At 66.1% G+C, this 12,760-nt stretch carries 17 protein-coding genes and 1 pseudogene; 10 read left to right on the plus strand and 8 right to left on the minus strand.

What is annotated here, in order from left to right; genetic code table 11:
* The first annotated feature begins 247 nt into the window (after window positions 1-247).
* Window positions 248-439, plus strand: coding sequence for a hypothetical protein (locus H488_RS32635; RefSeq protein ID WP_017834438.1), 192 nt, complete (start codon window positions 248-250; stop codon window positions 437-439).
* 58 nt (window positions 440-497) lie between these two features.
* Here H488_RS32635 and H488_RS32640 read toward each other — a convergent pair whose 3' ends face one another.
* Window positions 498-1,007 (minus strand): hypothetical protein, encoded by a 510-nt coding sequence (locus H488_RS32640; protein ID WP_017834439.1) that lies wholly within the window; start codon window positions 1,005-1,007, stop codon window positions 498-500.
* A 63-nt stretch (window positions 1,008-1,070) separates the two neighbouring features.
* On the minus strand, window positions 1,071-1,238 hold the full coding sequence (locus H488_RS37495) for a hypothetical protein (RefSeq protein WP_017834440.1): 168 nt from the start codon (window positions 1,236-1,238) through the stop codon (window positions 1,071-1,073).
* A 218-nt stretch (window positions 1,239-1,456) separates the two neighbouring features.
* Here H488_RS37495 and H488_RS32645 point away from each other — a divergent pair, with 218 nt between their 5' ends.
* Window positions 1,457-1,945: a GNAT family N-acetyltransferase gene (locus H488_RS32645; protein WP_017834441.1), complete on the plus strand. Its 489-nt coding sequence runs from the start codon at window positions 1,457-1,459 to the stop codon at window positions 1,943-1,945.
* 87 nt (window positions 1,946-2,032) lie between these two features.
* Here the strand turns inward: H488_RS32645 and epsC are convergent, their stop codons facing one another.
* The 3 genes from epsC to H488_RS38265 form a co-directional block, all read right to left on the minus strand.
* Complete coding sequence (gene epsC, locus H488_RS32650; protein ID WP_017834442.1) at window positions 2,033-2,542, minus strand: serine O-acetyltransferase EpsC; 510 nt, start codon at window positions 2,540-2,542, stop codon at window positions 2,033-2,035.
* 101 nt (window positions 2,543-2,643) lie between these two features.
* The gene (locus H488_RS38260) at window positions 2,644-3,483 is read right to left on the minus strand and encodes an amidase family protein (protein ID WP_202804027.1); all 840 of its coding nucleotides are present in this window, start codon (window positions 3,481-3,483) and stop codon (window positions 2,644-2,646) included.
* 26 nt (window positions 3,484-3,509) lie between these two features.
* A complete protein-coding gene (locus H488_RS38265; RefSeq protein WP_202804028.1) occupies window positions 3,510-4,130 on the minus strand; it encodes an amidase in 621 nt (206 codons plus the stop codon).
* A gap of 338 nt (window positions 4,131-4,468) precedes the next feature.
* Here H488_RS38265 and H488_RS38090 point away from each other — a divergent pair.
* Window positions 4,469-4,516, plus strand: a pseudogene (locus tag H488_RS38090) (cold-shock protein); the annotation flags it as partial.
* 30 nt (window positions 4,517-4,546) lie between these two features.
* Window positions 4,547-4,759 carry a transcription antiterminator/RNA stability regulator CspE gene (gene cspE, locus H488_RS37500; protein ID WP_031283524.1) on the plus strand — a complete coding sequence of 71 codons (213 nt, stop codon included), beginning with the start codon at window positions 4,547-4,549 and terminating at the stop codon, window positions 4,757-4,759.
* A gap of 572 nt (window positions 4,760-5,331) precedes the next feature.
* On the opposite strand, the gene H488_RS32660 is transcribed toward cspE, so the two are convergent.
* On the minus strand, window positions 5,332-6,465 hold the full coding sequence (locus tag H488_RS32660; protein ID WP_017834444.1) for an FUSC family protein: 1,134 nt from the start codon (window positions 6,463-6,465) through the stop codon (window positions 5,332-5,334).
* Between the two features lie 129 nt (window positions 6,466-6,594).
* Between H488_RS32660 and H488_RS32665 the strand changes: the two genes are divergently transcribed.
* The 6 genes from H488_RS32665 to H488_RS36695 all read left to right on the plus strand — a co-directional run bounded on the left by H488_RS32665 (window position 6,595) and on the right by H488_RS36695 (window position 10,961).
* The gene (locus tag H488_RS32665; protein ID WP_017834445.1) at window positions 6,595-7,101 is read left to right on the plus strand and encodes a hypothetical protein; all 507 of its coding nucleotides are present in this window, start codon (window positions 6,595-6,597) and stop codon (window positions 7,099-7,101) included.
* A gap of 394 nt (window positions 7,102-7,495) precedes the next feature.
* On the plus strand, window positions 7,496-7,783 hold the full coding sequence (locus tag H488_RS37245; RefSeq protein ID WP_146200270.1) for a hypothetical protein: 288 nt from the start codon (window positions 7,496-7,498) through the stop codon (window positions 7,781-7,783).
* A 158-nt stretch (window positions 7,784-7,941) separates the two neighbouring features.
* Complete coding sequence (locus H488_RS32675) at window positions 7,942-8,232, plus strand: hypothetical protein (RefSeq protein WP_017834447.1); 291 nt, start codon at window positions 7,942-7,944, stop codon at window positions 8,230-8,232.
* Between the two features lie 558 nt (window positions 8,233-8,790).
* Window positions 8,791-9,615: a hypothetical protein gene (locus H488_RS32680; RefSeq protein WP_017834448.1), complete on the plus strand. Its 825-nt coding sequence runs from the start codon at window positions 8,791-8,793 to the stop codon at window positions 9,613-9,615.
* Between the two features lie 699 nt (window positions 9,616-10,314).
* The gene (locus H488_RS32685; RefSeq protein WP_017834449.1) at window positions 10,315-10,599 is read left to right on the plus strand and encodes a hypothetical protein; all 285 of its coding nucleotides are present in this window, start codon (window positions 10,315-10,317) and stop codon (window positions 10,597-10,599) included.
* Between the two features lie 2 nt (window positions 10,600-10,601).
* Window positions 10,602-10,961, plus strand: coding sequence for a DUF488 domain-containing protein (locus H488_RS36695; RefSeq protein WP_081615836.1), 360 nt, complete (start codon window positions 10,602-10,604; stop codon window positions 10,959-10,961).
* A 65-nt stretch (window positions 10,962-11,026) separates the two neighbouring features.
* On the opposite strand, the gene H488_RS37250 is transcribed toward H488_RS36695, so the two are convergent.
* Together H488_RS37250 and H488_RS32690 are read right to left on the minus strand one after the other, a co-directional pair.
* On the minus strand, window positions 11,027-11,446 hold the full coding sequence (locus H488_RS37250; protein WP_150110387.1) for a hypothetical protein: 420 nt from the start codon (window positions 11,444-11,446) through the stop codon (window positions 11,027-11,029).
* 209 nt (window positions 11,447-11,655) lie between these two features.
* Window positions 11,656-12,609 carry a tyrosine-type recombinase/integrase gene (locus H488_RS32690; RefSeq protein ID WP_190274523.1) on the minus strand — a complete coding sequence of 318 codons (954 nt, stop codon included), beginning with the start codon at window positions 12,607-12,609 and terminating at the stop codon, window positions 11,656-11,658.
* Window positions 12,610-12,760: the final 151 nt, after the last annotated feature.

Genomic DNA, 12,760 nt, shown 5'->3' on the forward strand with positions numbered 1-12,760 from the left:
GACGTCGACGGGTGGGCGCCAGAGCTGCCCTACGTGGAGGTCTCCTTCACGGCCGCCGGACTGAGCGAGGCCGACGAGGCGGATCTGGTCGACGCCGGGTACCGCCCCGTGATAGGCCTGGTGCGCGGTGTGCTCGCCACTGTGATCGCCCCGGCGCCGGGCGCAGACGCCCCCGACTACCTGTTCGTGGACTTCGAGTCCACCGGGCTGCCGCAGATCGCCCCCGGGGGAGCCGAACCCGCGCTTCGTGCCGCTGCAGGTCGCCGCCGCCGTAGTGGACGCCGGGCTGAACGTCGTGGCGACCTACGAGGCAAAGATCAACGCCACGACCGAGCAGCTGGAGTCGATGGTCCCCTTCGTGCGCAACATGCACACCGAGACCGGCCTGCTCGCCGCCCTGGAAGCAGGGGGACTGCCCCCGGATCGCTTGACTCCTTGACCTGTTGCGTTGCAGCAGGGGTTCCTTTTGGGGCAGCTGTTGTTCCGTGGGGCAGCCCCTAGGGGATCTGGGCTGCGGGGGTGTCGCGGGTTTCTGCGGCGGGGTCGCTGTCCTGCCACTGGCTGAGCCGATCGGCGTCGCACTCGTCGCGGGAGGCGCTGGTCTCGTCGAGGCGCTGAATGGTCAGGCATCCCTCCTCCTCTCCCCGGGGGCCGAGGAGGTGCCAGATGCGGGCTTCGCCGTCGACGACGATGGCCGCTTTGATGGCGGTGTGGTCCGGGAAGAAGCTGTTGGCGGTCTTGTTCGTGTAATCGCCGGCCAGGCTCAGGGACCGGCCGTCGCAGCTCAACCTCAGGGACGGGGGTGCTGTGGTGAGGTCCTCGCTCTGCCCCGGGCCCATGGCGCCTTCGGAGATGGTGCACCCCGGGTGGGGGGTGATCGCGGTGGGCGTGACCTGGGAAAGGGGTTCTGGTCTGTCTTGGAGCAGCAGGTTGTCCTCGCACCCGGTGAGGGCCAGGGAGGTGATAGCGGCAACGGCGAGGCTGAGGACACGGGTGGATCGCTGCACGGCGGGGGCTCCTTGGCGCATCGAGGATGGGGTCCTGGTCTCCGACCGGGACGGTGCTGGGGGCTATGGCTGCCAGCTGCCGCTGCGGTCGCCGTGCTGGTGCGCGTAGTCCTTGATGCCGGCGGTGACGCCCTTGCGCACCACCCAATAGAGCAACCACAAGGTGAAGGCGACCATGAGCAACCAGATGAACAGTCCAAGGAACGCTCCGAAGCCGGCGACGTCCATCACGAGGAACCTCCTGGGGTAGGTCTGTCCACGCTATAAGGGAATGCCTCCGTCCTTGGCACCCCGCTCGCACCGTGCGTGTCGGTCGGTCACCCCGTGTTCCACGCGTCGTGCGACTACCTCACATCCCGGTGCCGTGTTTCATCAAGGGTTCCTCGTCGATCATGCGGCTCGACCAGCATCTGGACCGGCCCACGTGGTGGCATCCCTAGCATGGGGACATGCGCCTGCGAGAGACGGTCCCAGCCGACCTGGACATCCTCTTGGGCTGGGTGCCCTCCGAGGCGGACATGGTGCTCTGGTCCGGGCGCACGTTCACCTGGCCGCTGGATCGCGGGCAGCTGGAGAGCTACCTGCACAATGATCAACGCCGGTACTGGACCGGGCTGGACCCGGAGTCGGGGCATCCGGTCGGTCACGCTTCCCTGCTCGTCGACGCTGACGCGGCCATGATGCGGCTCGGCTGCGTCCTCCTCGACCCGGCAGCTCGCGGGCGTGGTCTGGGACGGGAGCTGATCAGGGAGGCGGTGCGCACGGGCTTCGAGACCACGGAGGTGCCGGCCATGAAACTGGGCGTGTACTCGCACAACGTCCTAGCTCGACGCGTCTACGAGGACCTGGGGTTCAAAGAGACCGGCCAGGTGCGCAGCACCGAGGTGAACGGCCAGCCCTGGCACGCCATGGAGATGGAGTGGCCACGACTGGCCTGAGCCGCAAACAGACGCAGGCTCGCCCCGCAGCGTGACTGGCGCCGTCACGCAGATCCGACGTTACGTCTGAGCTGCGGCGTGAGATCATTACACGTCGATGCCCACGACCGTGGTGTCGGCCGCGACGTCACGGGTCACCACGGCGCCAGCGCCGATCTTCGCCCCCGCCCCAATGGTGATCGGGCCGATGACCTTCGCCCCGGAACCGATGAGCACCCCGTCCCCGACAACGGCGTGGCGCCGACCCGGGGAGCCATCCCCGACGAAGCTCGCCCCTTGGTAGATGGTCACGTCGTCACCGATCACGCTGGTCTCTCCGAGAACAACCTCGCTGCCATGGTCGATGAACAGCCGGTGCCCGATCACCGCACCAGGGTGAATGGTGATCCCGGTGGCCTTCGCGGAGGCGGTGGCGATGGCCTGGGCGGCGGGTCTGCCCCACCGGGTGGACCACAGGCGGTGGGCGATGCGGTGGGCGGCCACCGCGTGCAGCCCCGGATAGCTCAGCAGCGTCGCGACGGTGCCTTGCCCCGCGGAGTCGGCGGCAGCGATCGAACGGGCATCGGCGAGGACACTAGGACGGGTGGGCTCGGTCATGGCCACACCCTAGAAGACATCCAACCGGGAACCGTTCACCCTTACCGGCTTTACATATGGCCCGTTAGCGGCGGGCCGTGTTGCGGGGTTGGCCTACCGCGCTACAGGTTGCGTTGCCGGCAGCGGTCGTACGTGTCGGCCCAGGGTCGCAGCTTCTCGTAGGCGCCGCTGGCGGCCAGAACGTCACCGTCAGCGTACCGACGTCCCTGGATCTGCATGCCCACCGGCAGCTCGTCCACCAGCCCAGCAGGAATTGAAGCAGCCGGGTGGCCGGTGAAGTTGGTGAGGTAGGTCGGGCACCACCCGATGTACGGATCCACCTCCACGCCTTCCACCTCGGAGGGGCCGACGGTGGCCCCGGGCTCGTCCGCGTTGAGAACCGGCATCGCGCTGAGGGTCGGGCTGACCAGCAGATCGAAATCCGTGTAGACGGCCTGGATGGCGTCGCAGACGGCGGTGCGCATCACGTAGTCCTCGTTGAGCTCGGCCATCGACATGCCGTAGACGTGGTCGGCCCAGCGTAGGTATCCCTCCGGGAAGTCCTCGCGGTGATCAGCCAGGAGGTCCAGGCCGTTGCTCTTGAAGTTTTCGAAGGCGCCCACGTTGACCAGCATGATCTGTCGGCACCACAGGTCGCTGAGCTGGCGCTGGTCGTAGGGGATGTCGATGTTGACCTCTTCGACGATGGCGCCGGCGTCTCGGAAGACCTGCACCGCCCGGTCGACGACCTCCCGGATGCGGCGATCGACCGGGAAGATGCCGAAGTCGGGGGTGTAGGCGATCCGCATGCCTGAGATGTCCCGGCCCACGTCGGTGGTGAAGTCGTGTGGGCCGTCGTCGAGACTGAAGAGGTCACGGGGGTCGTGTCCGGAAATTGCGTTGAGTACCAGGGCGGCGTCTTCGACGGCGCGGGTGAGCGGGCCCTCGAACAGGAACGGCATCGTGCTGCCGAAGGCGTTGGGGCGTACTACGGAGGGGACGCGGCCGAAGGATGCCTGTACCCGTAGAGACCGCACCAGGCGGCCGGGATGCGGATGGAGCCTCCGCCGTCCGTGCCTTCCGCGAACGGCACCAGTCCGTCAGCCACGGCTGCTGCGCTACCACCGGAGGAGCCGCCGGTGTTCCTGGAGGTGTCGAACGGATTACGGGTGGCACCGAACAAGGGGTTGTCGCAGGCTCCGCGGTAGCCCATGACCGGTGAGTTCGTCTTGCCCACGATCACCGCTCCGGCTTTCTCCACCCGTTCGGCGAAGACGCAGTAGCTGTCCAGGGAGAAATCTTTCAGTGCCCGCACCCCACCGAAGGTGGCAGGCCATCCAGGCTTGAAGTCGAACAAGTCCTTGATGGCGGTCGGAACCCCGTGCAGGACACCCAGCTCGGCGCCGGAGCGCACCACCTCATCGGCATCCTTCGCGGCTTTCCGGGCATCGTCGAAGCCCTTGTATACGAAGGCGTTCAGGCTCGGGTTGCGCTTCTCGATCCGGTCGATGCAAATGTCGATGAGCTCGACAGAGGTGAGCTCTTGTTCACGCACCCGGCGTGCGAGTTCTGCTGCGCTGACGTAGGCGAAATCGGATTCGGTAAGCATGGTGGCCCCTTGCGATGCGACATCGTTGTCAATTCGCATCCTATGGACCAGCCCTGGTGCCGCCACGGGTTCCTCAGTGGGCGTATGAACAGGCATGTCGTCGTGGTGGGGCACCCGCATCATGGTCGCGACTGGGGGTGTCTGCCGTCACTGCGCATCCGGGCCGACCCGCGTACAGTAGGACCCAGTTGTTGAAGTTTCGTTTTTCGCATTTCAAGCAGTTCGCCCGACCACCGGGTGCAGCAGTTGTTCTGAGAAGACGTTCATGGCAGGCATCGCAACGCCCGAGCACCCCGATCGCCGGGGACGCTCCGTTTTTTCAGAAAGGTAGGTCACTCATGACTACTGGCACCGTGAAGTGGTTCAACGCCGACAAGGGCTTCGGCTTCATCACCCCCGAGGACGGCTCCAAGGACGTGTTCGCGCNTACTGGCACCGTGAAGTGGTTCAACGCCGACAAGGGCTTCGGCTTCATCACCCCCGAGGACGGCTCCAAGGACGTGTTCGCGCACTTCTCCGCGATCAACTCCGGCGGCTTCCGCTCCCTGGAGGAGAACCAGCGCGTGGAGTTCGAGACCCAGGACGGCCCCAAGGGCCCCCAGGCCGCGAATATCACCGTCATCTCCTGATGACGCACTGATCTCCATTTGAGATCTTCGACGTCCGCCTGAACGGCGGCGTCACCGTGAGGAAGCGCCCCCCGGCACCGCCGGGGGGCGCTTCCTGCTTTGCCGCTCACTCCCGCTGCGGTGGTGCTGAAACTTCGCCACCGGTGCGACACCCCAGGCGGTGTCGCGCACTCAGCAGACGGCCTCACGCACTCCGGCCCGAGCCAATAAGGACATGCCCTCTTACATCTAGGGCAGACCCGGCAGGACGCCTCACCGGTCGAGAACGCCGGGCGTTCCCCCGGCCGGTGGAGTCCCGAGCGGGAACGCCCCGAGGACGACGAGGTGGTCCTCACCTACACGAGCGAGTCCGCCTGCCGGCGCGTGAGCTGACGCCGCGGATCGGGCGCAGCGGGGCGCGGGTCGACGACGACCGTTCAGCAACCCCCCGAGGGCACACGACGGAGGAGGTTGCACCCGCCCCCGTGCTGCGGGTGATGTTGTCGATCGCGGCGATCCGATCGGCGTCGAAGGCATGCGGATCCCCGATGTGAAGGCCGTGAACGCCGAACGCCACTCGAGCACCGTGTCGGCTAGTGGAGCTTCGGCAGGTAGCCGGACGCCGTCCGGTGCCTCATCCCGGTCGCCTCCAGCAGATCCACCACCAGCGGCCGCAGCAGCAGGATCGCGCCTTCGCCCTGCAGACCCCGGACCCCCAGCGGGTCCGGATGCAACCTGGCAGCCACCGCGATCAGCTCGTCCCGGGTCCGGCGCATGTCCAGTTCCGAGCCTCCTCCGGCGTCGGCTTCGGTGAGGGCGCGGCCGAAGGTCTCCACCGCGTCCGCGGTGTCGATCAGCAGCCCGTGCAGGGAGTCCATGGCTTCCTCGCTCAGAGCGGCGTTGTTGATGGCCGAGGCGAGTCGTCGCACCAGCGCGTCGCTGTTGCGGACGGCGAGCTCGATGAAGTCCAGTGACCGGTTCAGGTCTTCCAGTTCGGTGCGATGTCGTCGATAGGCCGGCGCCAGCCGGGCGACTTCCTGGGCTGAATTCAATGATTCCTGCAGCGTGTCGACCAGGGGTTGGGCTTTCCGGATCCTCACCAGGGCGTGCCAGGCCGGTGTCGCGTCGTTGGTTTCCAACGCGACGGCGGCCCTCTGCAGGACCTTGGCTAGCTCGGCCAGCACCCGCCGGACGTTCGCGTGGGGTTCACGCCGGGGATCGCGGGGCACCAGCGCTGTGATCAGCAGAGCCACGGAGCCTCCCACGATGGCATCCACGCTGCGGGTGAAAGGCCCTCCTGCCGGGACCGGCAGCAGCACCACAAGGACCGACTGAATCGCCATCTGGGTGGAGAACAGCGACCCACTGTCCAGGAAGCGGGCCAGCAAAATGGCCGTCAACAGCACCGCGGAGGCCTGCCACAGGCCCGCGTCGAGCACCTTCAGCAGGAGATCCCCCACCAGGATGCCGACGGTGCACCCGATGGCCACTTCCAGTACTCGGCGCAGCCGCGGGTCATGCGAAAAGCCCATAACGATGATGGCTGACGTCGCCGCGAAGATCGGACCTTCGTGGCCAAACAGCTCCTGGGCAATGGCGAAAGCCGCGATTCCACCCGCGGTCATCTGAACGGCGTGCCAAAAGGACTTCCGGACCCGGCGTACACCCGACCGCACCCGGGTCCGGAGCAGACGGGGAAGATCCCTGGGCCACGACATGGCCGACATGGCCTCAGTGTAGGACTAGCTGCTGCTCGGCCGAGTCCCATGAGGTGTCCCCGGAAACAGCAAAGTAGACTTGTTCTTTCTGTGAGCGGACTCGCACGGAGTGTCCTCTCCCGAGCGACTGGAGGAGCCATGTTCAGGCCGGAGACGCCGAGTGAAGAGATCGAGCAGCACGTCGAAGCGGTGATGACGGAGCTCGTCGAGGAACTGGACCACTGGGTCCAGCAGGACCATGTTCCGGACGGTGCCGATGACCGGGCCTATGTGCAGGCGTTCTCCGATGTGCGGGACAACAGCAACCGCGACCAGGTGGCGCTGCTGCACGCGGCGGTGGCCAGGCCTCATCTGGCCGAGTCCCTGGTCCAGCTCAATCGCCGGATGGACCGGGAGGATCTGGATCCGGGACACCCGGCGGGCATCATCGGGGTGATCGTGCGGCTGGCCATGGACGGATTGTGGGTCAGCGACATCCTCGACTCCACCCGTTTCGACGATGGTGAGCGCCGCAGGATCACAGGCATCCTCACTGCCCTGACCTATCTGGGTGACGAACGGTTGGAGGAGGTGCTTGCCGAGGCCGCACCCGGTGACAGCGGATCCCGCGCGGGGAGATCGATCCTCTCGGAGGACGGGAACTAGGACACGATCCGGCCTCCTGCCCGCCGCTCTGGGTACGGACCACTTCGGGGTCAATGGGTTTGGACGGCACGTCCGTGACGCGTCCCGGGAGACCCATGGTGTCTCCGTTCTCCTGGTTCCGTCGGCGGCGACGCCGGCTCACGACCGGTGCCGCCCCCGCGGTTCGCCTTACCACCGGCGGGACACTATGGTCGGAGCAGTGCTGCCCTTCGGGCGCGACCGGCGCGCTGATGGGGCGGAGACCACCACCCCGCCCCGTCAGGAGAGCCACCCGAGACAGGCGATCCGACAGAAAGAGCGCCTGTTGAGCCACCGTTCCGCCCACCCTGTTCAGCCTTGGGACCCCCTCGACCTCCATNACCCGAGACAGGCGATCCGACAGAAAGAGCGCCTGTTGAGCCACCGTTCCGCCCACCCTGTTCAGCCTTGGGACCCCCTCGACCTCCATGATGCCGAGGAGATCTATCTGGAGCCCACCGCCGGCTTCCCCGCAGACCTGTCGCGGCTGGCCCTCTCGGAGCTGCAGGTGCTGCACAGCAGGCTCTGCCGCCAGCTCAACCGTGATCATCTGCAGCATCTTGCCGTTCCCCACCCGGTGACCATGGCCCGGTACTGCAAAGTGGTCTTCGCCCTGGACGCGCGAGCAGGATTCCACGGCTCCGTGCGACCGGTCCAGCCGTAGGCCCCGCGGCGGAAACCCCGGCGGGGTACGAGGAAACGGGCTGTGGTCGGAAGGACAGTGCCTTCCGGGTGCCGTCTCTGCCCCGGTGTGGCAGACGACAACCAAAATGCTCAGTCAGGAACACCCCGAGACAGGCGAGTGACCAGAAAGAGCCCCGATTGGCGACCCTGCATGCCTACCCTGTCCACCCTCTCGATCCCCAGGCCGGCCCCGCCTCGCACCGTGTTGAGCCCGAGTGGATCTACCTCGAGCCCACCGAGGCGTTCCCGGAGCACTTGGACGATCTGACGGTGACCCAGCTGCAGGTCCTGCACAGCCAGATCTGCAGCCAGCTCGACTGGGAATACCTGGCCGACCCCGCCGGACCGCACCCCATCACCCTGGACCGTCGCCGCGCGCTGATCGGCGCCCTGGATGCCCGAGTCGGAACCCAGGACCCGTACGGATGACCTGATCGGCCCCTGCCGAAGGTCCGGACACGGGCAAAGCCTGCGCCGTCGGGAACGTCGCGGCCCGGCCGAGAGCGGGGCGATACTCCCGGAATCGGTGCAAGCACCGAAGGACGACAACAAGGACGACGACGGCCGCTGGGGCAGCCGGCCGGCCTCAGGCGCCGTGGCTCACCTCGGGCAGGGAGTGGCTCGCGTACACTCCGGCCAGACCGAACAGGGCCAGGAACAGGAGGGCAGCCCCGGTGCCCAGGCGGCCTGATCGTCGTGGCGCTGTCCAGTTGGTGGTGCACCGAATGCCCGGTGAGGGTTTCGTGTTCTGGTGCGTGGAGGCTTATCCGCCCTGGTTGGTCCTGCCTGCTAAACGGTGCGGCGCGAGGGGGGCCCGGTCGTGTGCCGCGATGACGTCGCGCAGTTGGTCGAGGCGCCCCATGACGCCCATGCGCAGTGTGCTCATACCTCCCCGTGTGTGCGGGCTATGTGTTCCCGCGAACACGCGACCGGGGTTGGCTCCGACACAATGAACGGAGCTCCTCGCGCGCGGTTACGGTGGAAGCCATGCCGATGACCCACTACCGGCAGATGAGCCGGCAGCAGGCCGCGGCCGCACTGGAGGAGTTTCTGGACGAGCGCGGCCCGGCGCTGCGGAGTCTGGGCGCGGAACTGGCCGGGCGGGGACTCGACCCGGACGAGTTCCTCGATGCCACCCCAGGCTCCCTGACATCGCTGTGGCGCTGGATCGTTGACCGCCGGGCAGAGCTCATGTCCTCCCCGGTGGAACCGCGTGAGCGGTGGCCCTCGTGGGCTCGGCACACCGTGACCAGTGCGCGGGTGCCGTCACGGACGATGTTCTTGCTGTTGGACGGGCTGGTCTCTTATCTGGCCGTCGTCCTCATCGCCGGAGCCCCGAACGCCCAGTGGGTCATCGGTTCCCCACAGGACCCCGGCCATCATCTGCACCACCACCCGGTGCTCACCGGCAATGGGCACCAGATCTTCGTCCCGACCCTGCCGATGGCCGGGATGCTGCGGCTCAAGTGCGGTCAGCAGTCGCTGCGCGAGAGCGAACTGGAGCAGTACGCGGAGCGTGTGATCGCCGATCTGCGCACCGGTGCGGAGGTGGATCCACTATCGGGGGGATCCCCGGTGGTGGTCGTGGCTGAACCCGACGGGTTTGACGTCGGCGTGCATCCTGTTCTCGCCGCCCGTCGTACCTCCTTGGTGGGCATCATGGCGCACAAGCTCGCCGGCCTCGACGGTGTCGTGTCGGTGTTCCGTCGTGGTCCCGATGCGCTGGAAGTCCAGGCCCCGGACTGGAACTCCGATCAATTGGAGCAGTGGCTGAACGCCTGGATGAAGACCTACGGCCCATTCATCCGTTGAGCAAAGCTCGCCCGCTCTGCTTCCGTCGGCCGAGGGCCGCTGACCGCGGCGATGATCTTCGCCTTCGGCCAGGTGCGGCTGACATCGCCGGAACGGCCTGGGGGTCGGTGCTGTCGAGGCACCCACGGGGTACCTTTCGCCTCAAAAGTATTCCAGCAGCTCAGGGATCGGAGCGCCGGGTCTGTCGAGCACCAAGCGGGACGACATCCCCGGAACGGCTCCGACACCGGTCACGTCAGTCCGCTGGGCGAGCGGGGACGCGCCGGCGGGCATGCCCGATGCTTCAGGCGGCCCTTGGCTGCCGTCGTCCGGATCTCAAGCCCGGATACGGGAAGTTCTGGATATGAGAAGACTACGACAACTCATAACGACCCATCGACGTTATTGTACGAGAAGTTCCTCGTATGTCTTCGGTTGAAAAACCTAAACTTATCGCGCGTAAGACGCTGTGCATTGCGCAGGGACACCTTTTCTTCCAGGACACTCGTGGATGAGGAAACATGATTGTTCGAAATCAGCGCGTCCCTGCCCTGAAAGATTACTTCCGCCTGGGGGCGGAATAATTCAAAACTGGAGAAAGGGATATAGTCGGAAGGACAGTGCCTTCAGGTGCCGATGGCGACCCGAGATGGCGAACGACAACCGGAACGCCCAGTCAGGAGATCCCCGAGACAGGCGACTGACCAGAAAGTTTTTCTTGTGGCTAATGTGCAGACCTATCCTGTCCATCCTCTCGATTCCCTTGGCGACTGCGCCAAGGGGCCTGTCGCACCCGAGTGGATCTACCTCGAACCCACCGATGCCTTCCCGGAGAGCCTGGCGGATCTGACAGTGACGCAATTGCAGGTCCTGCACAGCCGGATCTGCAGCCAACTCGACTGGGAATACCTCACCGATCCGGCAGGCCCCCATCCCGTCACCCTGGACCGCCGTCGGATGCTGATTGATGCCCTGGACGCACGAGTCGGAACCCAGGAGAAATAAGCATGACCACTTATCACGTGCGGGTCCGGCGAGTCTATGAAGCAGCCTCGTCGGCCGATGGCACCCGTGTGCTGGTCGATCGCCTGTGGCCCCGTGGACTGAGTCGGAAGAAAGCGGCCCTCGACGAGTGGTGCAAGGCGATAGCTCCTTCGACATCGCTGCGCCAGTGGTATGGGCATGTCCCGGAACGTTTCGAAGAGTTCAGCGTCCGCTACCGCGCCGAAATGAAAGAACCCGAGCGAGCAGAAGCTTTCCAGCATTTACGTGAACTGGCGCAAAAAGGGCCGATCACGCTGCTCACGGCCACGAGAACCCCAGAGATCAGCGAAGCCAGGGTGCTTGCCGGACTGCTCCGGGGCTGACTCCGATCACCTCAAGGACCAGCGCCCTCACGCAACGGTCCCTCAAAACCTTGACCAAGGCTCCGTCAATTGATGTTCCGGACCCCTAGAAGGACAACGTGAATCCATCTGACGGTCGTCACACCGAGATCTTCGGGGGCGGACCGCGAAATGGCCACTGACAACTGACACAAGGAATACATTTCACGATGAACCCCAAGCTTTCCGTTCTGGTCCACATCGACCTGGACGGCCGGCACGTGACACTGGACGTGGCCGGCACCCTGACCGAAACCAACCAACAGGCCCTGCCACCCTTGATCGCCCGCGCCCGAACCACGTTCCCGGAAGCCAGGCTGAGCGTGGACCTGCAACGGGCCCAGCTGCGGGAACCGACCGCGATCGACGTGTTGGCCCGAAATCTTCGAAACGGTTCCTCGGGCACCGCTCCGGTACAGATCACCGCCCCGGCCCCAACGATCCGCAACCACCTCGGTCACCAGCATCAGCACCTGCTGCCAGGGCGCCCATCACAGCAGCACGTCTCGCCCGGATCGCCCCCTCGAAGTCCCCTCCATCCTGGGAGGCAGCACCGCTCACGCAGGCAGGGCAGTGGAGCACCGGTGAGGTTCTCAGCGGCCGGGTCACGTATCTGGCGGTCCTACGAGATGAGAGTTCGGCTGCACGCATCGAACCTCGTGTCGCCGCACCCGGCTCATGTCACACCCGATGAGGGGGAGTCCGCTTGCCGGCGGTCTCCGGTGGAGGCGCCGATGGTGGGCAGGGGGACGTCTTGGAGGTAGGTGAGGGTGGTGCTCACTGATCGGTGACCCAGCATGTGTCCCACTGCCTGCATGTCCCATCCTTCGTTGAGCATCAGGGTCGCTGCCGTCCGGCGTAGACCGTGGGGCACGACCGCTCGGGCGTGCTGAGGATCGGTGGCTTGGGTGCGCTTCACGGCTCGTTCCACGAGGCGTTCGATGTCGCGCGCCGCGAGGCGTCGACCGGTGGGGGACAGCAGCAACGGCGCGGGGGTTTCCTCGCCGAGCCGGGCACGGTAGGCATCGATCTGCTGGGCCAGTTGCGGGGGAACAGGCACCACGCGCCCGCTACCGGCCCTGCCGATGACCTGCAGCCGGGCACAGGCGTCCGGGGAAGCAACGGTGTAGTGGTTGATGTCGAGCCTGGCGACCTCTCCGGCCTGCAAGCCCAGCATCGTCAGCAAGCCCAGGGCAACCGTGTCACGGTCATGCTGCTTGTTGGTCTCTGCGGTGCCGGGTCCGTAGGTGAGCAGGGCGTGGGCTTGCTCGGCGCCCAAGGCGGTCCGTTCTCGCCGCAGCACTGTCTCCTCCGCCGGCACCGTTCGGGAGCCACGCAGGGGGGTCACAGTGGCCCACGATTGTTCCACGGCGTAGGTGAAGAACCGGGCGATCGACCGGCGCATCCGCAGGGTTGACCGGGAGACCGTGACGTCTGTGTCAGTGACGGGCCCGGGCACCCGACTCCTCTGCCCGAGCGCAGTAGTAGTGCCGGCGTGGTGATCCGTGCCGTGCGCAAAGGCCCGTAAGGCCTGATCGATCTCCTCCCCGGTGACCGATTCCGTGGTGTGCAGGACAGTACCGGGCAACAGATCCAGGAACCGTTCGAGGTCCCAGGTGTAGTTCTTCACCGTGGCCGGGGCCATGGGGACTGATGCACGGTTCGGTGACACCTGATCTGTGGCGCTGAGAGGCGTCGATGGAAGGATGTACACCATGCCCAAGCCCTATCCCAAGGAGTTCCGCGACGACGTCGTGAACGTCGCGCGCAGCCGTGAACCC

This window comes from Kocuria sp. UCD-OTCP, assembly GCF_000349605.1.
Lineage (GTDB): Bacteria > Actinomycetota > Actinomycetes > Actinomycetales > Micrococcaceae > Kocuria > Kocuria rosea.

What these genes read in the sequence shown, in the direction of transcription:
- H488_RS32645 (WP_017834441.1), top strand. Translation starts at nt 1,457, where the DNA reads ATGCGCCTGCGAGAGACGGTCCCAGCCGACCTGGACATCCTCTTGGGC.
- epsC (WP_017834442.1), bottom strand. Translation starts at nt 2,542, where the DNA reads ATGACCGAGCCCACCCGTCCTAGTGTCCTCGCCGATGCCCGTTCGATC.
- H488_RS38260 (WP_202804027.1), bottom strand. Translation starts at nt 3,483, where the DNA reads ATGCCGTTCCTGTTCGAGGGCCCGCTCACCCGCGCCGTCGAAGACGCC.
- H488_RS38265 (WP_202804028.1), bottom strand. Translation starts at nt 4,130, where the DNA reads ATGCTTACCGAATCCGATTTCGCCTACGTCAGCGCAGCAGAACTCGCA.
- H488_RS32660 (WP_017834444.1), bottom strand. Translation starts at nt 6,465, where the DNA reads ATGTCGGCCATGTCGTGGCCCAGGGATCTTCCCCGTCTGCTCCGGACC.
- H488_RS32665 (WP_017834445.1), top strand. Translation starts at nt 6,595, where the DNA reads ATGTTCAGGCCGGAGACGCCGAGTGAAGAGATCGAGCAGCACGTCGAA.
- H488_RS32680 (WP_017834448.1), top strand. Translation starts at nt 8,791, where the DNA reads ATGCCGATGACCCACTACCGGCAGATGAGCCGGCAGCAGGCCGCGGCC.
- H488_RS36695 (WP_081615836.1), top strand. Translation starts at nt 10,602, where the DNA reads ATGACCACTTATCACGTGCGGGTCCGGCGAGTCTATGAAGCAGCCTCG.
- H488_RS37250 (WP_150110387.1), bottom strand. Translation starts at nt 11,446, where the DNA reads ATGCTGGTGACCGAGGTGGTTGCGGATCGTTGGGGCCGGGGCGGTGAT.